At 60.1% G+C, this 24,087-nt stretch carries 27 protein-coding genes; 17 read left to right on the top strand and 10 right to left on the bottom strand.

Annotated elements, in window-relative coordinates:
• Positions 1-64: 64 nt before the first annotated feature.
• Together F3H58_RS02865 and F3H58_RS27080 are read right to left on the bottom strand one after the other, a co-directional pair.
• Positions 65-1,537, bottom strand: coding sequence for a DEAD/DEAH box helicase (locus F3H58_RS02865; RefSeq protein WP_149741135.1), 1,473 nt, complete (start codon positions 1,535-1,537; stop codon positions 65-67).
• A gap of 219 nt (positions 1,538-1,756) precedes the next feature.
• Positions 1,757-2,029, bottom strand: coding sequence for a hypothetical protein (locus F3H58_RS27080; protein WP_188128741.1), 273 nt, complete (start codon positions 2,027-2,029; stop codon positions 1,757-1,759).
• 15 nt (positions 2,030-2,044) lie between these two features.
• On the opposite strand from F3H58_RS27080, the gene F3H58_RS02860 reads away from it, so the two are divergent.
• Entirely contained in the window at positions 2,045-5,716 is a 3,672-nt protein-coding gene (locus tag F3H58_RS02860) for a response regulator (RefSeq protein ID WP_188128740.1), read from the top strand.
• Between the two features lie 31 nt (positions 5,717-5,747).
• Here F3H58_RS02860 and mnmC2 read toward each other — a convergent pair whose 3' ends face one another.
• Positions 5,748-6,503 (bottom strand): tRNA (5-methylaminomethyl-2-thiouridine)(34)-methyltransferase MnmC2, encoded by a 756-nt coding sequence (gene mnmC2, locus F3H58_RS02855; protein WP_149741133.1) that lies wholly within the window; start codon positions 6,501-6,503, stop codon positions 5,748-5,750.
• On the opposite strand from mnmC2, the gene F3H58_RS02850 reads away from it, so the two are divergent.
• The 13 genes from F3H58_RS02850 to F3H58_RS02790 all read left to right on the top strand — a co-directional run bounded on the left by F3H58_RS02850 (position 6,502) and on the right by F3H58_RS02790 (position 13,814).
• Positions 6,502-7,710, top strand: a complete 1,209-nt coding sequence (locus F3H58_RS02850; protein ID WP_149741132.1) for an NAD(P)/FAD-dependent oxidoreductase — start codon at positions 6,502-6,504, stop codon at positions 7,708-7,710. The two genes, mnmC2 and F3H58_RS02850, sit on opposite strands and share 2 nt — an antisense overlap.
• Before the next feature lie 96 nt (positions 7,711-7,806).
• Positions 7,807-8,514, top strand: a complete 708-nt coding sequence (locus F3H58_RS02845) for a DUF1045 domain-containing protein (RefSeq protein WP_003524263.1) — start codon at positions 7,807-7,809, stop codon at positions 8,512-8,514.
• Positions 8,515-8,718: 204 nt separating this feature from the next.
• Positions 8,719-9,642, top strand: a complete 924-nt coding sequence (gene puuE / locus F3H58_RS02840; protein WP_149741334.1) for an allantoinase PuuE — start codon at positions 8,719-8,721, stop codon at positions 9,640-9,642.
• The gene (gene uraD / locus F3H58_RS02835; RefSeq protein ID WP_149741131.1) at positions 9,642-10,139 is read left to right on the top strand and encodes a 2-oxo-4-hydroxy-4-carboxy-5-ureidoimidazoline decarboxylase; all 498 of its coding nucleotides are present in this window, start codon (positions 9,642-9,644) and stop codon (positions 10,137-10,139) included. The genes puuE and uraD overlap by 1 nt, the downstream gene beginning before the upstream one ends.
• Positions 10,140-10,192: 53 nt before the next feature.
• On the top strand, positions 10,193-10,483 hold the full coding sequence (locus tag F3H58_RS02830; RefSeq protein WP_035220685.1) for a nucleotidyltransferase family protein: 291 nt from the start codon (positions 10,193-10,195) through the stop codon (positions 10,481-10,483).
• The gene (locus tag F3H58_RS02825; protein WP_149741130.1) at positions 10,480-10,842 is read left to right on the top strand and encodes a HepT-like ribonuclease domain-containing protein; all 363 of its coding nucleotides are present in this window, start codon (positions 10,480-10,482) and stop codon (positions 10,840-10,842) included. Before F3H58_RS02830 ends, F3H58_RS02825 begins: the two co-directional genes overlap by 4 nt.
• A gap of 67 nt (positions 10,843-10,909) precedes the next feature.
• Positions 10,910-11,203, top strand: coding sequence for a nucleotidyltransferase family protein (locus F3H58_RS02820; RefSeq protein ID WP_003509513.1), 294 nt, complete (start codon positions 10,910-10,912; stop codon positions 11,201-11,203).
• Positions 11,200-11,562 carry a HepT-like ribonuclease domain-containing protein gene (locus F3H58_RS02815; RefSeq protein ID WP_059754283.1) on the top strand — a complete coding sequence of 121 codons (363 nt, stop codon included), beginning with the start codon at positions 11,200-11,202 and terminating at the stop codon, positions 11,560-11,562. The genes F3H58_RS02820 and F3H58_RS02815 overlap by 4 nt, the downstream gene beginning before the upstream one ends.
• A gap of 3 nt (positions 11,563-11,565) precedes the next feature.
• Positions 11,566-12,066 (top strand): ureidoglycolate lyase, encoded by a 501-nt coding sequence (locus F3H58_RS02810; protein WP_149741129.1) that lies wholly within the window; start codon positions 11,566-11,568, stop codon positions 12,064-12,066.
• Positions 12,063-12,419 (top strand): hydroxyisourate hydrolase, encoded by a 357-nt coding sequence (gene uraH, locus F3H58_RS02805; RefSeq protein ID WP_149741128.1) that lies wholly within the window; start codon positions 12,063-12,065, stop codon positions 12,417-12,419. The genes F3H58_RS02810 and uraH overlap by 4 nt, the downstream gene beginning before the upstream one ends.
• Before the next feature lie 5 nt (positions 12,420-12,424).
• On the top strand, positions 12,425-13,174 hold the full coding sequence (locus tag F3H58_RS02800; RefSeq protein ID WP_149741127.1) for a metallophosphoesterase family protein: 750 nt from the start codon (positions 12,425-12,427) through the stop codon (positions 13,172-13,174).
• A 52-nt stretch (positions 13,175-13,226) separates the two neighbouring features.
• Positions 13,227-13,478, top strand: a complete 252-nt coding sequence (locus F3H58_RS02795; protein WP_035260938.1) for a type II toxin-antitoxin system Phd/YefM family antitoxin — start codon at positions 13,227-13,229, stop codon at positions 13,476-13,478.
• 51 nt (positions 13,479-13,529) lie between these two features.
• A complete protein-coding gene (locus F3H58_RS02790; RefSeq protein WP_149741126.1) occupies positions 13,530-13,814 on the top strand; it encodes a Txe/YoeB family addiction module toxin in 285 nt (94 codons plus the stop codon).
• Positions 13,815-13,817: 3 nt separating this feature from the next.
• On the opposite strand, the gene F3H58_RS02785 is transcribed toward F3H58_RS02790, so the two are convergent.
• A complete protein-coding gene (locus tag F3H58_RS02785) occupies positions 13,818-15,110 on the bottom strand; it encodes a D-alanyl-D-alanine carboxypeptidase (protein WP_188128770.1) in 1,293 nt (430 codons plus the stop codon).
• A gap of 201 nt (positions 15,111-15,311) precedes the next feature.
• Between F3H58_RS02785 and F3H58_RS02780 the strand changes: the two genes are divergently transcribed.
• Both F3H58_RS02780 and F3H58_RS02775 read left to right on the top strand, forming a co-directional pair.
• On the top strand, positions 15,312-15,884 hold the full coding sequence (locus F3H58_RS02780) for a TetR/AcrR family transcriptional regulator (protein ID WP_149741124.1): 573 nt from the start codon (positions 15,312-15,314) through the stop codon (positions 15,882-15,884).
• Positions 15,881-16,225 (top strand): DMT family transporter, encoded by a 345-nt coding sequence (locus F3H58_RS02775; protein WP_149741123.1) that lies wholly within the window; start codon positions 15,881-15,883, stop codon positions 16,223-16,225. Before F3H58_RS02780 ends, F3H58_RS02775 begins: the two co-directional genes overlap by 4 nt.
• Positions 16,226-16,429: 204 nt before the next feature.
• On the opposite strand, the gene F3H58_RS02770 is transcribed toward F3H58_RS02775, so the two are convergent.
• From F3H58_RS02770 to puuD, 4 genes are all read right to left on the bottom strand, one after another.
• Positions 16,430-17,563: an alpha-hydroxy acid oxidase gene (locus F3H58_RS02770; RefSeq protein ID WP_188128739.1), complete on the bottom strand. Its 1,134-nt coding sequence runs from the start codon at positions 17,561-17,563 to the stop codon at positions 16,430-16,432.
• A gap of 80 nt (positions 17,564-17,643) precedes the next feature.
• Positions 17,644-18,363: a sulfite exporter TauE/SafE family protein gene (locus tag F3H58_RS02765; protein ID WP_149741333.1), complete on the bottom strand. Its 720-nt coding sequence runs from the start codon at positions 18,361-18,363 to the stop codon at positions 17,644-17,646.
• Positions 18,364-18,667: 304 nt separating this feature from the next.
• A complete protein-coding gene (gene guaD, locus F3H58_RS02760; protein WP_149741121.1) occupies positions 18,668-19,978 on the bottom strand; it encodes a guanine deaminase in 1,311 nt (436 codons plus the stop codon).
• Positions 19,975-21,237: a urate hydroxylase PuuD gene (gene puuD, locus F3H58_RS02755; protein WP_149741120.1), complete on the bottom strand. Its 1,263-nt coding sequence runs from the start codon at positions 21,235-21,237 to the stop codon at positions 19,975-19,977. The genes guaD and puuD overlap by 4 nt, the downstream gene beginning before the upstream one ends.
• Positions 21,238-21,743: 506 nt before the next feature.
• Here puuD and F3H58_RS02750 point away from each other — a divergent pair.
• Positions 21,744-22,082, top strand: coding sequence for a hypothetical protein (locus tag F3H58_RS02750; protein WP_003524238.1), 339 nt, complete (start codon positions 21,744-21,746; stop codon positions 22,080-22,082).
• Here F3H58_RS02750 and F3H58_RS02745 read toward each other — a convergent pair.
• Both F3H58_RS02745 and xdhC read right to left on the bottom strand, forming a co-directional pair.
• Complete coding sequence (locus F3H58_RS02745; protein WP_149741119.1) at positions 22,058-22,987, bottom strand: LysR substrate-binding domain-containing protein; 930 nt, start codon at positions 22,985-22,987, stop codon at positions 22,058-22,060. The two genes, F3H58_RS02750 and F3H58_RS02745, sit on opposite strands and share 25 nt — an antisense overlap.
• A 237-nt stretch (positions 22,988-23,224) precedes the next feature.
• Positions 23,225-24,079 (bottom strand): xanthine dehydrogenase accessory protein XdhC, encoded by an 855-nt coding sequence (xdhC, locus tag F3H58_RS02740; RefSeq protein ID WP_149741118.1) that lies wholly within the window; start codon positions 24,077-24,079, stop codon positions 23,225-23,227.
• Between the last annotated feature and the right edge of the window lie 8 nt (positions 24,080-24,087).

Below are 24,087 nucleotides of genomic sequence, written 5' to 3'. Positions count from 1 at the left end.
TTCTCCCCGGCGGGGAGAAGAAACGCCCGGCAATGCCGGGCGTCCTTAATCCACTCAGAGCAACTTAGCGGTTGCGGCCGCGATGGCCGTTGCCGGAAGCGCGCTTTTCCTGGCCGTTGCCGCCGGCAGGGGCGTGGCGGTTGGCGCCGCTGCCGCCGGGCTTGCGGGCCGGGCGGCGGTGCTTGCGCGGGCCGGCCGGGCGGCCTGCGTCGCCTTCAGCCTGCTTGACGCGCTTGAAGTCGGAGGTGACTTCCAGATCGTTGTCCGCGTCGCGCGGTGCCTGGTGGCGCGACGGGCGGGATTCGCCGTTGTGACGGCCGCCTTCGCGGGGACCACGCTGATGGCCGCCATTGTTGTTGCGGCCGCCGCGGTTGTTGTTGGGGCGCGTTGGGCTCGCAAGACCGGCCGGGCGTTCGCCGGAGGCGACCGGAATATCGATCTTCATCAGCTTTTCGATGTCGTGCAGCAGGCGGGTTTCGTCCGGCGCGCAAAACGCAATGGCGATGCCGTCGCGGCCGGCGCGGGCGGTACGGCCGATGCGGTGGACATAGGCGTCGGGCACTTCCGGCAGGTCGTAGTTGAAGACGTGGGTGACGGCCGGAATGTCGATGCCACGGGCAGCGACGTCGGTTGCCACCAGCACCTTGATCTCGCCATCCTTGAAGCCCTTGAGAGCGCGCTCGCGCTGGCCCTGGCTCTTGTTGCCGTGGATGGAGGCGACCTTGAAGCCGATATGTTCGAGATGCTTGTAGAGCTTCTCAGCACCGTGCTTGGTGCGCAGGAACACGATGGCGCGGCCATCCGGGTTTTCGTTGAGCGACTTCTTCAGAAGCTCGGTCTTGTCGTTCTTGCCGGCGACGAAGTGAACATATTGCTCCACCTTGTCGGCTGCCTTGCCGGGCGGGGTCACTTCCACCTTGAGCGGATCGGTCAGGTAGCTGTGGGCGAGATCGGCGATCGCCTTCGGCATAGTGGCCGAGAAGAGCAGCGTCTGGCGCTTGGCCGGCACCATCTTCGAAATCTTGCGCAGATCGTGGATGAAGCCGAGATCGAGCATCTGGTCCGCTTCATCGAGCACCAGATAGGTGACCTTGGAGAGCGAGATGGCGTTGCGGGCAATGAGGTCAAGCAGGCGGCCGGGGGTCGCCACCAGAATATCCGTGCCCTTTTCGAGCTGGAGCTGCTGCTTGTTGATCGATGCGCCGCCGACCACCTGGTTGATGCGCAGCGGCGTCTTCTTCACGAAGGAGCGCAGGTTTTCGCCGATCTGGTTCACCAGCTCGCGGGTGGGGGCGAGGATGAGCGTGCGGCAGGTGCGGTTTGCCGGGCGGTCCGCCTGCTTCATCAGCATTTCGATGATGGGCAGGCCGAAAGCGGCGGTCTTGCCGGTGCCGGTCTGTGCGAGGCCGATCAGGTCACGGCCTTCGAGCAGTAGCGGAATGGCCTTTGCCTGAATGGGAGTAGGGGTCGTATAGCCAAGCTGGGTAACGCTGGCCACAATCTTTTCGGAGAGGCCGAGTTCGCTAAAACTGGTCAATATAATGCCTTTCGGGGCGCCAAAAACCAATCGTCCGGAACAGGGCTGCTGTCCGGCGGTTTCGGCGTCAAGAACCCCGCGTGAATTGGGAACTTGTGGGTTGGAATAACTTTCTGCGCATCAGTGCGGCACATGCCGTCTTCTGTATTCTTTGCGCTTTTCCTTCATGCGGGCCAGATTCCTTTTTTTAAGGACGTCTTTCCGGTCATACGCTGCAGCTCACGCGGCTGCCGAAGGTGAAAGCTTGAGGGCCATGTGGGCGTTTTGTGCGTCAAAGTCAAGCGATAGTTTTGTAACGCCGCCGCTGAAGGGTGCATGGCAGCCATGCGTACCGGTAGCCGGCGATTGCCGGGACAGCGTGGGTGCCAGCGAAGAATTATGGTTAAAAAAGGGTAACGACACCGTCGGATACATAGCAAAGATCGATTTTCTCACATAACGTTTTTTGCGACGGCGTCCGGAAATATTTGATTCGACAGGAATGGACTGCAAGGTGTGGAGTATCGATTGACCGAAGGCTGCGGGTTGCTGGAAAAGGCTTGCAGGGCCGTTGCCGCCCTGGACCTGCCCGCGTGCATCAAGGACAGCGAACTTCGCTATATCGCGGTCAATTCCGCCTATGCCCGGATCATGGGGCGCCCGCCCGGGGCATTCAAGGGACACACCAGCCTTTCCCTTTCCGCCGATATTCGCGATGCCGAGCGTGAGGACAAGGAGCGCCGTTCGCTGGTCTTTGCCACGGATGAGATGATTGCCTGCCATGGTGGGGGCGCGTCCGGGCCATACACGCTTCGCTGCGAACGTTTCACCGGTGACGACGGCAATCTGTTCCTGTTCGAAGCGTTCGAGGATATGCCGTCCGCCACCGCGGAGGTTTTTCCGGCAGCCGACAGCGCTTCGGAGCTGCTGTTCGGCAGCGGCGTGATCGATCTCGTCGATGCGGGTATCGTGATTTATGACCGCGAAAACCGGCTGGTCTACTGCAATACCCGCTTCAGGGAATTCTATAGCGCGCTCGGTGTCGACCTGAAGGCCGGTGTCCCGCTCGAGACGCTGATGAGGGCGATTTATTTTTCGAGCGGCTACCGCGATGCGAAGGACGGCGATCCGGCGTTCGAAGGGTGGATGCAGGAGCAGCTGCGGGATTTTTCCCTGCCCTATCTCGAAAGGGTGGAGCAGTTTGCCGATGGCCGCTGGGTGCGCATGGTCAACAAGCGGCTGGAAAACGGCATGCTGGTGGGGCTGCGGGTGGATGTCACCGAGTTCAAGGCGCATGAGACGCTTCTGAGCACGCAGATCCGCGAGACCTGGCTTCTGCGCGCCGCGCTTGAGCAATTGCCGGTCGGCGTGTTCCTGCGGGATCAGGACAGGCGGCTGACCTTTGCCAATGCGGCCTATGAGAAATTTCTGGGCGGCAGCCTCGCCGACCATATCGGCAAGACCGAATGCGAGATGTTTCCGGAGGAAGGCCCGCAGTTCCAGCGGGAAAACGAGCATATTCTGCGAACCGGGGAAGCCATTGAAAAGACCGGAAGCGTTCCGCTTGCGGATGGCGGCGCCATTCCCGTCATCACAAGGCTCGGCCGGGTCGCGACGCCGGATGACGACTATTATCTGGTGGGCTCGGTCACCGATGCCAGCCTGTTGCAGGACCGGGAAAAGGCGCTGATCGCCGCGCAGGCCGAGGCTGAGGCGCTGCACCGCCAGCTTGAAGCGGTTCTCCATGCCCTGCCGGTGGGCGTGCTGCTGCTCAGCGCCGATCTCATCATCGAATATGTCAATCCGTTCTTTTATGAGGTCTGGGGCGAGATCGGCGGCGAGAAGTCGCTTGTCGGCAAAAGTTATCGCGAATTCATGGAGATGAATTTCGACAGCGGCCTTTATGACTATGGCGACAGGCCTTTCGATGAGGTCTATGGCGAGCGGGTGCAGCGGCTTCTGAAGGAGGAGGTCTTTGCGCCCCGCGAGGTGCGCAGCAAAAGCGGCAAGGTCACGGTCATTTCGAAAACCCGGCTCGAAGGCGGGAAAATCCTCAGCACCTATGCCGATGTCACCGATGTGCGCATGCGCGATGTTGAGATCAGCAAGGCGAAGGCCGAACTGGAGCGGGTCGGCGAATATATGCAGGGCGCCACGCGCGCCATGGCGCAGGGGCTGGTGCTGGTCGAGCAGGGCACCATCATCATGTCCAACGAGGCGATGGCGCGCATGTTCGCCGTGCCGCCTCATCTTCTGGAAAAGGGCTGCAACTGGTCGGGTTTCTTCGCCCATTGCGCCGGGCGCGGCGATTTCGGCACGGCCGGGGAGGCTGCGGAGACGCTGCGCGCCTGGAGGGAGAATATCGCCGCCAACCGGCCGTTTTCCTGGCTCATCCATGTCGCCGGCAAAAGCTGGCTCAATCTGGAGGCCACCAACAGTTCCGGCAATTACTGGCTCATCATCGTCACCGATGTGACCGAGATGAAGCTGCGTGAAGAGGAATTGCAGCGGCTGCTATCGCGTGCAGAAGCGGCGGATCGGGCCAAATCGGAATTCCTGGCCAATATGAGCCATGAAATCCGCACGCCGATGAACGGCGTTCTCGGCATGGCGGAGCTTCTGGCCAAGTCCAATCTCGATACGCGCCAGAAGACCTTTACCGATATCATCGTCAAATCCGGCAATGCGCTTCTGACGATCATCAACGACATTCTCGATTTCTCGAAGATCGAGGCCGGGCAGATGAGGCTGCGCAGCGTGCCCTTCGATCCGGCGGAGGCGGTCGAGGATGTGGTGTCGCTGCTGTCCTCGGCGGCGCTGGAAAAGGACATAGAGCTGATCGTCCGCATCGATGCTTCCGTCTTCGGCAAGGTCATCGGCGATGCCGGCCGCTTTCGGCAGATCGTCACCAATATCGTTGGAAACGCCGTCAAGTTCACGGAAGTGGGGCATGTGCTGGTCGAGCTTTCGGCACGTTCGGCGGAAGCCTCCGAGGCCATCCTGTCACTGCGCGTCGAAGACAGCGGCATCGGCATTCCGGCCGACAAGCTTGAAACTATCTTCGACAAGTTCAGCCAGGTCGACGGCTCCGCCACGCGTCGGCACGAGGGAACGGGGCTGGGGCTGGCGATCACGGTCGGTCTCGTCGGCCTGTTCGACGGCGCGATCAAGGTCGTCAGCGATGTCGGCAGGGGATCGACCTTCGAGGTCAATATTCCGTTTCAGGTGACCGAGAGACAGCGCGACCTCCCGCTTCTTTCCGTGGCGATCGACGATATCCGCGTGCTCGTCATCGACGATAACGACGTCAATCGCCGCATATTGACGGAGCAGTTGCGCAGTTGGGGCATAGACGGCCACGCGGTGGAAGACGGGCCTTCCGGCATCGCCGTGCTTGAGGAGGCCGCCTCGCTCGGTTTTTCCATCGACGCCATCGTTCTCGATTATCATATGCCTGTGATGAACGGGCTGGATGTGGTGGAGCGGATCCGGGCGGATGCGCGCTTTGACGACATCGCCATTGTTTTCCTGACCTCCATGGATGTCGTCGGCGACGAGACGCTGTTCACCGATCTCAATGTGCAGGCGCATCTGATGAAACCGGCGCGGGCGCGGCTCCTGCGCTCCACCCTGTTCGATGTGGTGCGCGATGTGCGGCTGAAACGCGCCCGGCAAACTCCGGTCCCGCGTGAAGGTCTCGGTGATGGCGCCGTCCGGCCGGAAAAAGGCTCCGCCGAAAGAAAGCAGCGCGATGCCGCATCGACGGCGGTGCTCGCGCGGCATCGGCCCAGCCTTGTCGATGTGCTGGTGGCCGAGGACAATGACGTCAATCAGATTGTCTTTACCCAGATATTGCAGCAGGCGGGTCTGCGCTTTCTGATCGTCGGCAATGGCAAGAAAGCCGTGCAGGCGTGGCAGGAGAACAATCCCGCCATCATCCTGATGGATGTTTCGATGCCGGTCATGAACGGACATCAGGCGACGCAGGCCATCCGCGCCGCGGAACGGACCGCCGCCGACGGCCGGCATGTGCCGATCATCGGCGTTACCGCGCATACGCAGGAGGCGGATCGGGAACTATGCCTGGAGGCGGGCATGGATGATTATCTGTCGAAGCCCATCAGCCCGGAAACGCTCGAAGACAAGATCGCGCAATGGCTGGGCGAAAACATGCCGCGCCGCGACGTGCCGGGCGTGTGACTTTTCGACCGAAACACTGCTGTGCTTCGCGTCAGCCGAAGGGTTTGGTCCCGCAGAGCATTTCCCGCTTTCCTGCAAAACCTTTTCGGCGCTCCAGCTCAAAACCGGCGGCGATGAGGTTGCGGCGAACGAAGCCGGCGGCGGCATAGGTGGCGAATGTGCCGCCCGGCGCCGTCTTTGCGAAAAGCGCCTGCATGATTTCCAGCGACCACATGTCCGGATTGCGCGCGGGTGCGAAGCCATCGAGAAACCAGGCGTCGAAACTTTCCTCGCTTGCGGAAATGCCGGCGAGCGCTTCGCCGCAAACCACTGTCAGCTGCGTTTCGTCATCGAGCTGGATTTCGACCCGTCCTTTCGGCTCGGCGGGCCAGAGGGCGGTGAGCGCCTTGCGTTCGGCATCCACTTCCGGCCAGCGGGACAGCGCCCGGTCGATTTCCTCCGCCTTCATCGGATAGAGTTCGAAGGAGATGAAATGCAGTGTGGAGCGGCCGTTGCGCATCTCTTTCCATTGGCGCCATGTCTCGCAGAGGTTAAGCCCGGTGCCGAAGCCCAGTTCGCCAATGCGAAAGGCGCCCTCCCGTTCGAGCCAACGCTCTGGCAGGCCGTTTCCGGAGAGGAAGACATGGCCGCATTCCAGCCGGCCATCCGTCTGGCAATAAAAATGGTCGTCAAAGGCCAGTGAATAGGGCATATCCCCGTCACGCCAGTCGAGCGCGGTGGGGGCTTCCCCGGCCGGTGAACCGGCCGCTGCGCCGGTCTCTGTGATATTTTCGTTGGAATGTTTCATGGCTAAAGCCGATAATCCCGCTTTCGAACAGGGTCAATCTCCAAGATTGCCGGCTTCCGTGCCGCTTCTCATCGTCGGCGGCGGCATCATGGGACTGTGGGCCGCCGTCAAGGCGGAACGGCTCGGCATCGAGACATTGCTGGTGGAGGCGGATCGCCCTGGCGGCGGCGCCAGCGGCGGGCTGCTGGGCGCGTTGATGCCGCATATGCCGGACCGCTGGTCGGACAAGAAGCAGTTCCAGTTCGATGCCCTGGTTGCGCTGGAAAAAGAGATTGCCGGGCTGGAGGCGGAGACCGGGCTTTCCGCCGGCTACCGTCGCTCCGGCCGTATCATTCCACTGCCGAAGCCGCATCTGCGCGCCATTGCCGAACGGCACGAACGGGATGCGCTGGAGAACTGGGTGTCGGGCGAGCGCCGGTTCCATTGGCATGTCGGCGACAGGCCTTCAGTCGCGGGCTGGCTGGATGATGCGGCGGGTGAAGCGGGTTTCGTGTTCGATACGCTGGCGGCGCGGGTCTCGCCGCGCGCGATGATCGCCCTTCTTTCGGCTTTTCTCGGCAAGGCGCGGCATGTGCGGCTGGCGGAAGGTTGCCGCGTTTTTTCGCTCGATGCGGATGCCGGGCGGGCGGTGCTGTCGTCGGGCGACGCGGTTTCTTTCGGCCATGTCATCGTCGCCAATGGCCATGGTGCCTTCCCCCTGATCCGCGATGCGATCGGCCTGGAGGCCGGTGTGACGCTGGGGCAGGCGGTGAAGGGGCAGGCAGCACTTCTCGACGCGGGGGCCGATCCGGCGATGCCGGTCGTGTTCCTGAACGGTCTTTATATCGTGCCGCATGAGGATGGCACGGTCGCGATCGGCAGTACCAGCGAAGATTGTTTTTCCGATCCCTTCAGTACCGATGAAAAGCTCGAAAAACTGCTTGCCGATGCGTCTGCCGTTGTTCCCTCGCTTATCCGCGCGGCGGTGCTGGAACGCTGGGCCGGGCTGCGCCCGAAGGCGGTGGGGAGGGACCCGATGGTAGGCACGATCCCCGGCCATCCGAAGCTCGTTGCGCTGACCGGCGGCTTCAAGGTCAGCTTCGGGCTTGCGCATTTTCTCGCCGATGCGGCATTGCAGACCGTGTGCGGTCACACGCCTGTCATCCCCTCGGGCTTTCACCTTCAACAACACGTGAGTATCGCCGCCGCGGACTTTAGAAAGTTCTGATCAGGCCGCCCACGTCGTTAATCTGTCACGCAAATCACTTATTTGCTGGCCTGCAACGAGGCCGGTTTGTCCGCATTTGCGGCGAGGTGACAGTGCATGCGATACGCCATTCATTTCACGCCTTCCCCCAATGACCCCCTGACGCAGGCGGCTGCCGCGTGGTTGGGGCGCGATGCCTATTCCGGTCAGGCGGTGGAGCCGCCGGGCATGATCGATCTCGGCATGCAGGAGATTTCCTATCATACGGCGCTGCCGCGCCGTTACGGTTTCCATGGCACGATCAAGGCCCCCTTCCGTCTTGCAGAGGGCCATTCCGAGGCCGCGCTTCTGCGTGACCTGATGTATTTTTCCGGCAGGCAGGAGCCCTTCACGCTGCCGCAACTGGTGGTGGCAAGGCAGGAGAATGTCTTCAGCCTCGTTCCCGAGCGCCCCTGCGAAGTGCTGCATTTCTTTGCCGCCCGCGTGGTGCAGGAATTCGACCGCTACCGGGCTCCGCTCTCCGACGCGGAAATCGAGCGCGCGGATCCGGACCGGCTTTCGGCCTCGCAGCTCACCAATCTGCATCGCTGGGGCAGCCCGCATGTGATGGACGAGTTCCGGTTCCAGATGTCGCTGACGGGTGGTGTGGAAGCTTCCAGCAGCCAGAGGATAGAGCGGGCCGTGCGCAAGGTTTTTGAGCCGCTGCTGACCCGATCCCTGCAGTTTTCCAGCCTTGCGCTTTTCATCGAGGATGAACCGGGCGCGCCTTTCCGGGTACACTCGCTTCACCCCATGGGCCGTGTTTCCGCCCGAAAGATTGCCTGAAGGGCACGTCGCAGTAATCGTATACAAAAAAGCATCGGAATGTCGGCAAGATTGATCTCGACATTCCGGATGCGGATGCTACCGTTCGGATATCGCATATCTGAAGCGTGTGTTGCGTCCCTTCCGGGTCATCGCGCTTCGGAGGTCTGTTTTATGTCTCCCGAAATTGGTTTCCGCCTTGGGAGAGATGTTCTGGGTGGCTGCATGATTTCCGAAAACTACTCCCGCAATCTGGTGGGCTATGGCCGCAATGTTCCCGATCCGAAATGGCCGGGCGGCGCGCGCATCGCCGTGCAATTCGTCATCAATTACGAGGAGGGCGGCGAAAGCTGCATTCTCGACAATGACAAGGCGTCGGAATCGCTGCTGTCGGAAATCGTCGGCGCCCAGCCCTGGCCGGGTCAGCGCAACCTGAACATGGAATCGATCTACGAATATGGCTCGCGCGCCGGCTTCTGGCGGCTGTGGCGCATGTTCACGGGTCTCGGCGTCACCACCACCGTTTATGGCGTGACCGCCGCCATGGCCCGCAACCCGGAAGCCGTTGCGGCGATGAAGGAAGCGGGTTGGGAAATCGCCAGCCACGGTTATCGCTGGCTGGAATATAAGGATTTTTCCGAAGAAGAAGAGCGCAAGCACATAGTCGAAGCCGTGCGTCTGCATACGGAGGTTACCGGCGAGCGTCCCTATGGCATGTATCAGGGCAAGCCGTCGGACAATACGCTGCGCCTTGTCATGGAAGAGGGCGGTTTCCTCTATTCGTCGGACTCCTATGCCGACGATTTGCCCTATTGGGTGAAGGGTACGAAGGACGAGCCGTTCCTGATCATTCCCTATACGCTCGAAACCAACGATATGCGTTTCGCCACGCCGCAGGGCTTCAATTCCGGCGATCAGTTCTTCACCTATCTGAAGGATGCTTTCGATGTGCTTTATCAGGAAGGTGTCGAGGGCGCGCCGAAGATGATGAGCGTCGGCCTGCATTGCCGTCTTGTCGGCCGCCCCGGCCGCGCGGCGGCACTTCGCCGTTTCATCGAATATGTGCTCGGCCATGAGAAAGTGTGGATCCCGCAGCGCATCGAGATTGCCCGTCACTGGCATGAACATCATAAGCCGGAGGTGCTTTGATGGTGACGCGTGAGGACTTTGTCACCCGTTTCGGCGGCGTGTTCGAACATTCGCCCTTCATCGCCGAACGGGCCTATGACGCCGGCGGAGCCGGCCTGGAACTGACGGCGAAGGCGGTTCACGCCGCGCTTGGCGCGCAGTTTCGCGCCGCTTCCGAGGCGGAAAGGCTCGGCGTGTTGCGGACGCATCCCGATCTTGCCGGCAAGCTGGCGATTGCGGGCGAGTTGACGGCCGACAGCCGAAACGAACAGGCCGGTGCGGGGCTGGACCGGCTTACTCCGGAAGAGCACGCCCGTTTTACCGAATTGAACGGCGCCTATACCGAAAAATTCGGCTTTCCCTTCATCATCGCGGTCAAGGGGCTGAACAGGCATGATATTCTAGCTGCCTTCGAGACGCGCATCGGCAACGGTGCTGCCGAAGAATTTGAGACGGCGACGGCGCAGGTGGAAAAGATCGCCTGGCTTCGCCTTTCCGCGATGTTGCCGGAAGGCTGAATTGGCGAGCGGTGGCCGTTCTGCTAGAATCACGCCGTCTGGAGATTGATACCATGAGACCTTCCGAGGTGCTGGAAAAGAACAGGGAAGCGATCCGCGAAGCGACGAAACGCTTCAACGCGGCAAACCCGCGCGTGTTCGGCTCCGTCGCCCGCGGCGAGGACCGGCCGGACAGCGATCTCGACATTCTGGTGGATGCGCTGCCGGGCACGACATTGTTCGATCTCGGCGGTTTGCTGGAGGAATTGAAGGCGCTGCTTGGTGTGGAGGTTGACGTCGTCACCTCGGGCGGCCTGCATTCGGATATACGGGCGCGCGTTCTGAAGGAAGCCAAAGCGGTATGAGCACGGATCGGCTTCTGCTCTATCTGAAGGAGATGGATGTTGCCGCCTCCAGAATACGGGATTTCATTCAGGATATGGATGAGGCCGCTTTTTCTTCCGACACGCGGACGCAGATGGCGGTCATGATGGGTCTTGCCCTGATTGGCGAGGCGGTCGCCAAGCTGGACAGGCACTACCCCGCATTTTTACAGCAGCACCCGGAAATTCCCTGGATCAAGATGAAGGGTATGCGCAATCTGATCGTGCATGATTATTTCCGGGCGGAGCTCTCGGTCGTCTGGAAAACGATAACGCAGAGCATTCCGGATTTGCAGGCGCGTCTCTCCCTCCTCCGAAACTGGCATGCTGAGGGTGAGTGACTTTTCTGATATGACGCCGGAGAAAATGAGGCGTTTCGTTACAATAGTTGGTCTGGAGATTGATGCCATGAGACCTTCCGAGGTGCTGGAAAAGAACAGGGAAGCGATCCGCGAAGCGACGAAACGCTTCAACGCGGCAAACCCGCGCGTGTTCGGCTCTGTCGCCCGCGGCGAGGACCGGCCGGACAGCGATCTCGACATTCTGGTGGATGCGCTGCCGGGGGCAACCTTGTTCGATCTGGGCGGCCTGTTGGAAGAGCTATCGGCCATCATGCGCGGCACAGAAATTCATCTGTTGACGCCAGGGGACTTTCCCGAGCGCGTCCGTGTGAAGGTTCTGCAGGAAGCGAAGCCTGTATGAGCGTCGAGCGGCTGCACGTTTATCTTCAGGATATCAGGCAAGTTGCTTCGGAAACCATCGACTTCGTTCGACTGAAAACGAAGGATGAATTTTTGGCTGATCTCGTCCGCCAACGGGCGGTTGCGATGAACCTCCTGATTATCGGCGAAACGACCGCGCGGATAATGGAAGAGTTCCCCGCTTTCGTGGCGGATTTTCCCGATATTCCGTGGGTCAAGATGCGCGGCATGCGAAACAGGATCGCGCATGGCTATATGAGCATCAATCTTGAAACGGTCTGGGATACGACACAGACGGCGATACCGGACCTTCTGGACAAACTCTCCCTCCTCCGAAACTGGCATGCCCAAGGTGAATGACATTTGACTGATTTTCTCGACATAAAAACTCTCACCAAAGAGGCTTTCGCATCCTTCGGTGATGTCATCGAAACGACGCCCTCTTCCATGCGGCATATCAATGGCGGTCAGACCGAGCGGCATCATGCGCTTGCAGCTCCGGAGGCGGCGGGGGAGGGTGCGCGTGTCATCCTCAATATTTTCCGCGGGCAGCCGCGCGTCTTTCCGCATCAAATCGAGATGATGGAACGGCATCCGCTTGGCAGCCAGAGTTTTTCACCGCTTTCCGGCCGACCCTTCCTCGTGGTCGTCGCCGATGACGATGGCGGCCGGCCCGGCCGGCCGCAGGTGTTTCTGGCGCGGGGCGATCAGGGCGTGAATTACCGCCGCAATGTCTGGCACTATCCGCTTATGCCGTTGCAGGCGGTTTCGGATTTTCTGGTTGCCGACCGCGATGGGCCGGGTAACAATCTGGAAGAGTATTTTTTCGACAAGCCCTATATGATCGCGGAGCCCAAGCCATGACCGGTTTGACCACCCATGTCCTCGATGCCGCCCATGGCACGCCCGCAGAAGGGCTGACGATCGAGCTCTACCGGCTCTCCGGTGATCGCCGCGAGAAGCTGAAGACAGTGAAGACCAATAGCGACGGCCGTGTCGATGGCGGGCCTCTGCTCGTCGGCGACAGTTTCAGCGCCGGTGAATATGAGCTGGTTTTCCATGCCGGCGATTATCTGCGCGGCAAGGGTCTTGTGCTGCCGGAGCCGGCCTTTCTCGATATTATCCCGATCCGCTTCGGCATTGCCGATGAGAGCGGCCACTACCATGTGCCGCTTCTGCTTTCACCCTATAGCTATTCCACCTATCGAGGAAGCTGATTGCCATGATCTTTGCCGCCATTGCCGATATTCATGGAAACTGCGCCGCGCTTGAAGCGGTGCTGGAGGATATCGCGAGGCTTGGCATCAAAGATATCGTCAATCTCGGCGATTGTTTCAGCGGCCCGCTGGAAGCGGGGTTTACCGGCGATGTGCTTGTTGGCAACTGGATTCCCAGCATTCGCGGCAATCATGACCGGGAACTGATCGACCGCGCGCCAGAGGAGATGGGGAGCTGGGAAAGGCCGGCGCATACGCAGCTGAGCGCCGCCCATCTGGACTGGCTGCAAACCCTGCCATTCAGCATGGTGTTCAAGGATGTCGCTTATTGCTGCCACGGCTCGCCGCGTGACGATCTGGAATATTGGCTGGAAACGCTGTCGCCGGAAGGCGTTCTGAAATTGCGGCCGCTGGCCGAAATCGAAGCCATGGCGGAAGGCATCACCCAGCCGCTGATGCTGTGTGGCCATACCCATATTCCCCGCACCGTGCAGCTTTTCGACGGCCGGCTGATCGTCAATCCCGGCAGCGTCGGCTGCCCCGGCTGGAAGGACGACACGCCTTTCGACCATCACGTCGAGGCCGGTCACCCGCTTGCCACCTATGCCGTGCTGGAAGAGACCGGGCGCGGTTGGCAGGTCTATTTCCGCAACATCCGTTACGACAATATGGCAATGGCCGAGATGGCGAAGGTCAACGGCATGCCTCATCTCTCCGATGCGCTGGCGGGCGGCTGGCTTGGCAAACGGGCTTGAATTGCTTGGGGAGTTGTACTATTTGTTGTACAACTTTCATCGAGGTTCATCCATGCGTACCGTTATGTTTTCGAAAGCACGCGAATCCCTTGCATCGCTTCTGGATGAAGTGTCGCAGGACCGGGTGACTGTGGAAATCGTGCGCCGCGACAAGCCGTCCGCCGTTCTTATCGATAAGGACGAGTATGAAGGCTTGATGGAAACCTTGCATCTCTGCTCGTCGCCGGAGAATTTCGCCAGACTTAGAAAGTCGATGTCCGATGTGGACGCGGGTACTTTCGAAAGCCATGATCTTATCGACTGATTTTTCAAACCCATCGCGCATGAGTGCGAGCTTCCATCAGGAGAAACTCTCATGCAGCAAAAGGGCGCGGTTGCTCTCGGCTGGAGCCATCAGGGCTGGGAAGACTATCTTCACTGGCAACACTATGATCGCAAGATGCTCGAACGCATCAATGAACTCATCAAGGATTGTCGACGGCATCCATTTGAAGGGATCGGAAAACCTGAGCCACTGCGTTTTCAGTTGAAGGGCCTATGGTCACGCAGGATTTCGCAGGAGCATCGGCTTGTCTATGAGTTGCGCGGCGAAGCCGAAAAGACGGTTCTGATTATTCACCAATGCCGTTTCCACTACTGATCCTCACCCCTCGCTGGTCATCACCACGCAGGAATAAGATTGCGCCTTCAGTTCCTTGCACGCGGAAACCGCCGAAGACTGGTCTTCGAAGCCGGTGAAACGGGCGCGATAGAGGGTTGCCGATCCGCTTTGCACGGCTTCTGTGTAGGGAGCGATCCCGGCATAATTTCCGGCGATGTTGGAGCGGGCATTGGCGAGCAGCGAGCGGGCGGCGGCTTCGCTGTCGGTGGCGGCGATCTGCACTTCCCAGCGGCTTCTCTGGGCGGCGGAGACGGCAGTGGGGGCCGGCCGCGGGATGGCCGAAACCTGCATCATGTCGGCCATCTGGTTATTCGCCGTGGCGATCTGCATGGCGACCGGATCCTGGCGGCGCTCGGCGAACATCGGCAATGGTATGGAGGTGGGGGGTACGGAGGCGGTGGGCGCGGCTGCCGGCGTCACAGCAAAGGTGCGGCTGACATTGGCGCTGGCAACGAGCTGTTCGGTGTTGCGGCTTCTCGATGCCTGCGGCACGGCCTTGTCCAGAAGGGCGGCCATCTGCGCATCGCGGCTGCGCGCGGTCTTGCCGCCCAGCACGACGCCTACGACGCGGCGGCCATTGTGATTGACGGCGCTGACGAGGTTGAAGCCGGAAGCATTGGTATAACCGGTCTTGATGCCGTCCATGCCCTGATAGCGATACATCAGATTATTATGGCCGCGAATGCGTTTCCCCCGGAAGCTGAAGGATTCCATGGCGAATAGGCCGTATTCCTTGGGAAAGTCGCGCTGCAGCGCCAGGCCGAGCTTCGCCATATCACGCGCTGTCGTCACCTGCGATTTGCTGGGCAGGCCGGAGGCGTTGCGGAAGACCGTTTTCGTCATGCCGAGCTGGCGGGCCTTGCGGGTCATCATCTCGGCGAACCTTGCCTCGGAGCCGCCGAGATGATCGCCCATGCCTTCCGCCATGTCGTTGGCGGATTTGACGATCATGCCGTAGACCGCCTCGCGCACGGTGAAGGTCTGCCCCTGGCGCACATAAAGCTTCGAGGGGATAACGGCTGCACCGTTCTTGGACATCTTTATCTTCTGGTCCCAGCGAAGCCGGCCGGAATGCAGCGCTTCGAAGGTCATGTAGAGCGTCATCATCTTGGTGAGCGAAGCGGGGTGGTTCAGCACATCGGCATTGCGCGCGGCCAGAACCTTGCCGGTATTGGCGTCCATGATGAAATGGGCGTAACCGGCCTGCGCAGGCGATGCCTGCAATGAGAGGATCGCGCAAAAGAAGGCGAGTGCGAGGACCCATGTGCCCGCCATTCCCCGTTTGATCGTTCCCGACATAATCCACCCCTTTTGTTCGTCCGCCGCGATGAGCGAAGTTTTACTGACACTTTCCGGCAACAAAACCGCTAAAACTTTAGAGATCGCTTTCATGCTTAATTAAGTATGAATTTCAAGCCGGCGGCAGGCCTCACAATTTCCTTGCAAAGAAACCAACCGTCCGGTATGTTCTGAAACATGAAAAATGCACATGAACGGAAAAAGCAGCCTGAGATCGTTCGCCGCAGTCTTCTCGATTGCACGGCGAAACTCGCTGCCGAGCAGGGTGTTGCAGCACTTTCCGTGCAGGCGGTGGCGGATGCCGCCGGGGTGACGAAGGGCGGGTTGTTTCATCATTTTCCCTCCAAGCAGGCGCTCCTGGAAGCGGTGATGACTGACCTTCTGGCGGCTCTGGACGCTGAGATCGACGACCTCGTCTCACAGGATTGTGAAGCTTTTGGGAGCTTCACAAGGGCCTATGTGAACGCGGTTTTCTCGGATCGGGGCAGGGATTCGGGCAGGCAATGGGCAGCGATTTCGGTTTCCATGGTCGGTGAACCGTCGCTTCGGCGCATGTGGAACAGCTGGATTGAGGGACGTCTTGCCCGTCATAAAGAAACGGATGACGGGGTGGTACTGGAGATGGTGCGGCTTGCGGCTGACGGCATCTGGTTTGCCGATCTACTGGCCGACGATGGCAAAGCGGGTGGCGACAGGGCGGCTCTGAGGGCCCGGATGATCGCCCAGACGAAAAAGGAAGTGGAACGATGAACGCGGCTGTTTTGACCTATGGGGCGCTTGTCGCGGCCATCGTCTGTGAGGTCATCGCAACTTCCTTTCTGCAGCAGTCGCAGCAGTTCACCAGGCTGTTGCCAACGGTGCTGATGGCGCTGTTTTACGGTGCAGCCTTTTATCTCCTGTCGTTCACGTTGCGGGCGCTGCCGGTCGGTGTGGCCTACGCGATCTGGAGTGGGCTCGGCATCGTGCTGATTTCGGGCATCGGTTATTTCGTTTTCCGCCAGACGCTGGATATTGCCGCCGTGATCGGCCTCGGGTTCATCGTGACGGGTGTGGTAATCGTGAACGTGTTTTCGAAGACCGTGGGGCATTGAGGGGCTGGGTGGTCTAGCGCGAAGGCTATACCGACCGCCGTCATCCCGGCCTTGAGCCGGGATCCAGCACGATCAAGTCTTTGATCGCGAGAGACTCTTTCGCGGCGCAGACGCGCCGCGGCTGGATGCCGGATCTAGTCCGGCATGACGGTAGAGAGGTCTGCGAGCTGTGGTTGCCATGCCGGAAGTTCTGCCCTCCTGACATCAAGCCAGAATGCTGCGATCCACATCGGTGATCAGCCTTTTGCCGCAAAGCGCCATGCTGATATCCATCTCCTTGCGGATGATTTCGAGCGCCGTCGTCACGCCCTGTTTGCCATCAGCGCCGAGGCCGTAGAGGAAGGGGCGGCCGATATAGGTGCCTTTGGCGCCGAGTGCCACGGCCTTCAGCACGTCCTGACCGGAGCGAATGCCGCCATCCATGTGCACCTCAACCCTGTCGCCGACGGCATCGACGATCTTCGGCAGCATGGCGATGGAGGAATGCGCGCCATCGAGCTGGCGGCCGCCATGGTTGGAGACGATGATGGCGTCGGCGCCTGTGTCGAGCGACGCGCGTGCATCCTCCTCGTCAAGGATGCCCTTGAGGATCAGCTTGCCGCCCCAGCGTTCCTTGATCCATTCGACGTCTTTCCATGAGAGGCGCGGATCGAACTGCTCCGCCGTCCAGGAGGAGAGCGATGACAGGTCTGAGACATTTTTGGCGTGGCCGACGATATTGCCGAAGCTGCGGCGCTTGGTGCGAGCCATGTCCAGGCACCATTGCGGCCGGGTCGCCATCTGCCAGATGTGTTTTGGGGTGAATTTCGGCGGTGCGGACAGGCCGTTGCGAAGGTCCTTGTGGCGTTGGCCAAGCACTTGCAGGTCGAGCGTCAGCACCAGCGCCGAGCATCCGGCGGCCTTGGCGCGGTCGATCAGATTATTGACGAAATCCCGATCCTTCATCACGTAGAGCTGGAACCAGAAGGGTTTCGAGGTGACCGAGGCGACATCCTCGATGGAGCAGATGCTCATGGTGGACAGCGTGAAAGGCACGCCGAATTCTTCGGCTGCTTTCGCGGCCAGCATTTCGCCATCGGCGTGTTGCATGCCGGTCAATCCGGTGGGGGAGAGGGCTACCGGCATCGAAACCTTCTCGCCGACCATTTCTGTGGCAAGCGACCGGTCGGTCATATCCACCAGCACGCGCTGGCGGAGCTTTATCTTGGAAAAATCATCCTCATTGGCGCGGTAGGTGCCTTCCGTCCATGCGCCGCTATCGGCGTAGTCGAAAAACATTTTTGGCACACGGCGCTGAGCCTGTTGCTTCAGGTCCGCTATGGTGAGGATTTTGCCCATGGATAAAGCCTTCACATCTGAATGATTGCTTCACATATCATGGATATTGTGGTCGAGACATCAAAATCGTCGTCGTTCTGTCACCAAAATGCGCGCAGGAACAGTTCGCAGCCGAGCAGAAGCAGGCAGATGAGAAACCAGCGCCGGAACGTTGTCGGGCTGACGATATGGCGTATTTTCTGACCGAGCCACATGCCGGCAAGTGCTGGCAGGACGGCCAGTGCGGAAAGTGACAGATGCTCGACGTGAAAAGCATTCTGAGAAGCAAGGCCAGCGGCGAGCGCGATGGTTGAGACCGTAAAGGAAAGGCCTAGCGCCTGCACCAGATCATCGCGGCTAAAACCAAGCGACTGAATATAGGGCACGGCGGGTACGACGAAAATTCCGGTGCCACCTGTCAGAAGGCCGGTCACCAGCCCCATGACGGGGGAGAGTTTTGGTTCCAGCCTCGCCGGAATCGAGACGGGTCTAGCAAGCAGGCTATAGGTAGCGTAAACCGCGAGGCATAGGCCGAGCGCAGAGGTGGTCCAGACGCCGGCGCCTGATGTCATCAGCCGGATGCCGATGAGGGTGCCGAGCGCAATGGCGATCATCATCGGCCACAGCCGCTTCACAATGGCCCTGAAATCCGGCCCGGCCAGCAATTGCCAGATATTGGTGATGAAGGAGGGCAGAATGAGCAGGCCGGCGGCGATGACCGGCGGCATGAAGAGGCCGAGCACGCCCATGGCGACCGTGGGCAGTCCCATGCCGGTCACACCCTTGACGATGCCGGCAACGATGAATGTCGTGAGGATCATGAGCAGGGTGGTTGTGTCTACGTTCAGCACCGGGCACTCCAGAGCGCTTTCGCATTCGGCCGAGATGGCGTCAGGCAATCATGTGGAGCGAGCGAGTGCCGCTTGTTTCTTCTCCCCGCCGGGGAGAAGGTCGCGGCAGCGGGATGAGGGGGCAAGCTCTCCGAAATCCTGCAACGTTGCCCCCTCATCCGACCCTTCGGGCCACCTTCTCCCCGGCGGGGAGAAGAAAGAGGTGGCACACGCTCGATCCGATATGTGACGGATGTAAACGAGTTAGCAGCTATATGTTTCGGCCCCAGCCGAACTATGCCAGCACGCTCTTCATCGCCCTGCCGGCCACATAGGTCTCAACCACCGTGCGGTCGTCGCCCATGGTCAGCATCAGGAAGAGTTCTTCCGTCAGGCTGTTCACCGCTTCCATCTTCAGCGCCATGGCGGGTGTCGAGGAAGCGTTGAGCACGGTGATGTCTGCGTCCGTGCCGGCCTCCAGCGTGCCGATGCGGTCGACCATGGAAAGCGCCTCGGCATTGCCGCGGGTCATCAGATACCAGCTTTCCAGCGGGTTGAGGCGTTCGCCCAGCAATTGCTGGATCTTGTAGGCCTCGTCCATGGTGCGCAGCATGGAATAGCTCGATCCGCCGCCAATGTCGGTCGCAACCGCGATCCGCACCGGCTTTTCGCGCCGCTGCAGCTTTTTCATCGGGAACAGGCCGGAGCCGATGAAGAGGTTCGAGGTGGGGCAATGCACGGCCACTGCGCCGGTTTCCGAGAGTACGTCCGCCTCGCGCTCGGAGAGGTGGATGGCGTGGCCGAGCAGGGTCTTGTTGCCCATCAGGCCGTAACGCACATAGATATCGGTGTAGTCGGTCGCTTCGGGGTAGAGTTCGCAGGTATATTTGATCTCGTCGAGATTTTCCGAAAGATGCGTCTGGATGAAGAGATCGGGAAATTCCTGCGCCAGCGCCTGCGCGGCTTCCATCTGTTTCGGGGTGGAGGTGATGGCAAAGCGGGGGGTGATGGCGACGTGGTTGCGGCCTTTTCCGTGCCAGTCGGCGATCACCTGACGTGTCTCGTCATAGGAGGTTTCCGGCGTGTCCAGCAGGCCCTGCGGAGCGTTGCGGTCCATCATCACCTTGCCGCCGACCATCAGCATGTTGCGCTTCATGGCTTCAGTGAAAAAGGCGTCGGCGGAGGTCTTGTGCACGGAGCAATAGGCGGCGGCCGTGGTGGTGCCGTGGCGCAGAAGCTCGTCGTAGAAGTGTGTGGCGATGCGTTGAGCATGCGCGCTTTCGACGAAGCGGCATTCTTCCGGGAAAGTATAGGTGTTCAGCCATTCCAGCAGGTTGGCGGCATAGGAGCCGATGACCTGCATCTGCGGGAAATGCAGGTGCATGTCGATGAGGCCCGGCACGATGAGATGCGGCCGGTGATCCTTTTCCTCGATATCTTCGGGGGCTTGCTTGCGGATATCGGCGTAGTCGCCGATGGCGGCGATCCTGCCGTCTTCGATCAGCAGGCCACCGTCTTCGATATAGAGATAGCTTTGCGTATCGTCGATTGCGAGCGGCGCGCGGCGGAAGCTCAGCAGGCGGCCACGCAGCAGAACCATGCTCATTCAGTCTTTCCTTCGGCTTTTCCAGCCCCGGAAACCGCACTCTCATACCATGCGGTCAGCAGCTTGCGCTCATCCGGGGTGATGGCGGTGATGTTGCCGGGAGGCATGGCATGGCTTCGGCCGGCTTGCAAATAAATTTCACGCGCATGGGCGGCGATCTGTTCGTCGGTTTCGAGCTTCACCGATTTTGGTGTGAAGGGCACGCCTTCCCATACCGGCTCGGCCGCATGGCACATGGAACAGCGACCCTGCACCACATCGCGCGCCTTGGTAAAATGAGCGTCGCTGACGAATTGCTGCTGCATGGGGGAGAGGGTGGCGGCTTTCTGTTCTTCCTCGCCGGTCAGCACCTTCGGCACGGTGGAAAGCCACATGATGACGATGAAGATGAGGGCGGTCAGCGGCCAGGTCCATGTGGGTTTTCCCTTGCGGGCATGGGTGGTGTTGAACCAGTGGCGGATGGTGACGCCCATCAGGAAGACGAGTGCCGCGATGATCCAGTTAAACTGCGTGGCGAAGGCCAGCGGATAATGGTTCGACAGCATGAAGAAGATGACGGGCAGCGTCAGGTAGTTGTTATGAAGCGAGCGCTGCTTGGCGATGCGGCCATATTTCGGGTCTGGCGTGCGCCCGGCGATCAGGTCTGCGACGACGATCTTCTGGTTGGGGATGATGATGAAGAACACATTCGCCGACATGATGGTGGCGGTAAACGCGCCCAGATGCAGGAAGGCCGCACGGCCGGTGAAGACCTGTGTGTAGCCCCATGCCATCGCCACCAGCGCGACGTAAAGCACGATCATCAGGCCCCAGGTATTGTTGCCGAGCGGCGATTTGCAGAGGAAATCGTAAAACAGCCAGCCGATGGCAAGCGACGCGAGCGACAGACAGATGGCCTGGAACTGGGTGAGCGCCAGCACCGAATGGTCGATGAGGAAGAGATCCGCGCCGCCATAATAAACGATGCAGAGCATGGCGAAGCCGGACAGCCAGGTGACGTAGCTTTCCCATTTGAACCATGTCAGGTGCTCGGGCATCTGGGCAGGGGCGACCAGATATTTCTGGATGTGATAAAAACCGCCGCCATGCACCTGCCATTCTTCGCCATAGGCCCCCGGCGGCAGATGCGGCCGTTTGACCAGCCCGAGATCGAGCGCGATGAAATAAAAGGATGAGCCGATCCAGGCGATGGCGGTGATGACGTGGAGCCAGCGGACGGCAAAGGCCATCCATTCCCACGCAATGGCGTATTCGTACATGCGGTTCCCCTGATCCTTGTGCAGCGCACCTTGCGAGAAATTTGACCTTTAGGAAAGGGAAAAGCAGAGGGCAGGCGGTGATTGTTCACAATCTGACGCCTATGTGTCCGCAATCTCTATTGAGTTCGCCCGTGTAGGTGGGTTGGCCCGGTAAAGTTGCAGCCCCTCATTCCTGTCGCATAGTTTGTGCTTAGCTGGCTAACGCGACTCAGCTATTATCCTTTGTGCAGTCTGCCGATGTGCTAAAATATAAGGCTGCGGAGTCCTGCGGGGCGCCTTGCCGGAAATCCATTCCGGTTTTACGCCGATGCACAGGGCTTCCATGATATGTTTCGCTGGCGGTTCTTCCGAAAGCGGGCGCTGCGAACCCTGGGTGGGGGCAGATCAGGGGGCAGGTATCGCAGTTCCCGGCGCCGTTGTGTCCGGGTGGGTGTTGATGTGAAATTTGAATAAAGGGACGCAATGATCTTCCGGCAGCCGCCGTTGTTTCAACGGAGACCATGCCGATGCGCCTTGTTCTGACGGTCCTCTTCTTATCTCTGGCGTTCAGCGCCACCGCGCTTGCCCATGAATCCCACAAGGGGTTCAAATATGAAAGCTATTGCTGCAATGGCGACGCCGAAACCGGCGACTGCCAGATGATTCCCACGCGCAGTGTTCGTGTCACGCCTGACGGTTACGAGGTTTCGCTCGCACCCGGCGATCACCGCATGGTCACCCGACGCCATGTCTTCAACTGGTCGCAGCGCGAGGCAAGACGATCCGAGGATGGCGAATATCACCTCTGTCTGTTTCCGGATGAGGACACGCCGCGCTGTTTTTATGCGCCGGATATGGGGTTTTGAGGCAGTTGCTGCGGCCGGCTTTCCTCGATCCGCTTCAATATCCAGTCGCGGAACAGCCTGATCTTGCGAATGTTCCTGCGGTTTTCGGGGTAGACCAGCCAATAGTTCTTGCCTTCGCTGCTGAGGTGCTCGAAGGGTTGATACAGGCGGCCGAGCGCAATCTCATCGGCATAGAGTTCAGGGGTGAGCATGGCCACCCCCTGGCTGGCGATCGCGGCGGCGGCTTCGAAGGCCTGCACATTGAGGCGGCTGCGGGGATAACGGTCGAGGCCGGGATTTTCAACACCCACTTCCCGAAACCATTGGCTCCACCAGATGTCGCCGGGATCGATGATGCGCAGGCGCAGCAGGTCTTCCGGTTTGTGCAATCCGCCGATGCTTTCGGCAAGGCCAGGATGCAGCATCGGCGTATAAACGCCACGCAGCAATTGATGATAGATCAGCCCTTTGCCGCTATCTTTGCTCCAGCGAATGGCGACATCGCAGTCCGACTGGGAAAAATCGATCAATGCGCTTGATGTGTCGAGCCGCACGGCAATCGAGGGATGTTCGAGCTGGAAAGCACCCAGATGCCGCGAAAGCCAGCGTGAGGCGAAGGTAGCGGTGGAATGGATTGTCAGGGTCGCGTCGGACGTGTCACGCACACTATCTACGGCCTCCCGAAGATTGTTGAAGGCTTCCGCGACTTTCGGCGCGAGTTTCTGCCCGGCCTCCGTCAGCGAGACCTGCCGCGCCTTTCTGATGAAGAGCGGCTCGCCGATATTCTCCTCCAGCAGTTTCACCTGATAGCTCACCGCCGTCTGGGTCATGCCCAGCTCTTCGCCGGCCTTGGTGAAGCTCAGATGCCTTGCGGCAGCTTCGAACACCCGCAGGGCGTTCAGGGGAAACTGGCGGGACATTTTCATGGATAAGTTCTCTTTATGCCAATTGCCGAAGGTTTCATTGGTTTTTCTCCGGAAAACAGAGCATTTTTAGCTCAATTCATCAACTGAGCTTCTGACATTTTTGAATGGAGACGAACATGCGCACAGCACTCTTGCGCGCGTGGTCCCGCCTGCGTGCGGGCCTGCGGACAGCGGAACGGTTTACTCTTGAAAGCCTTCAACCCGACAATCTGGCGGATGAAAGCCTGCCGGACGGGCTCAGGCGTGATCTTGGCCTTGAGGATGGCCGTGTCGATTTTCGCTGCGACGGATTTCGGCAGCGGAAAATGCTTGCAACAACTCGGCTGCCACAAGGGCCGCTATGATCGCAGGCCGCTTGTCCCTGACGCTGTTGCCGCCGATGGGCAGGGTGAGCTTTGCAAGGCGGGAAGGGGGCTCTCCCTCCCGCTCCAGCCAATGGGCGAAGGTGGCGCGTTTGGTCTTCGAACCGATCATGCCGACATAGGCGAGATCGTCGCGGGCAAGCGCTTCCTTCGCAATCAGGAAATCGAGCGCGTGATCGTGGGTGACGATGATGGCCGCGCCGTTTGCAGGAATTTTCGCGACGAGCGCCTCCGGCATGGGGGTCAGCACGGATGCGATGTTCACTGGAAGATCGTGCAGTTCGTTTTCCCGCGTTTCCACGATTGTCAGGGTCAAGGGCAGGAGGGACAGCGCCTCGGCCAGCGCCTTGCCGACATGGCCCGCCCCGAAAATGAAGACGGAGGGCTGTTGCTCGGCCTCGCCCTTTAGTCTCGCCTCCAGCGCTGCCGCGATTTCCGCGGTTATCAGCCGGAACCGGAGCAGGGTGCGGCCGCCGCAGCACTGGCCTATTTCCGGCCCTAGCGGAATATCCATGCGGTCTTCGGCAGCACCTGTTCGCAGCATGGCGCGGGCGTGGTCTATCGCCATATATTCAAACTGCCCGCCGCCGATGGTTTCCCACAAGTCAGCCTGTGAGACCAACATGAAGGTGCCGGCCTCGCGTGGGGACGAGCCTTTTACGGCCTCGATTTCCACGAGGATTGCGGGGGCAGGGCGTGCGAGGAAGGCGGAGAGGGGGCGAGGCCGCATGGATACTC

It is taken from the genome of Rhizobium sp. NFACC06-2, assembly GCF_900101425.1.
Lineage (GTDB): Bacteria > Pseudomonadota > Alphaproteobacteria > Rhizobiales > Rhizobiaceae > Agrobacterium > Agrobacterium leguminum.
Note: the sequence above shows the minus strand (reverse complement) of the source record. Positions and strands in the feature narration are given on the sequence as shown.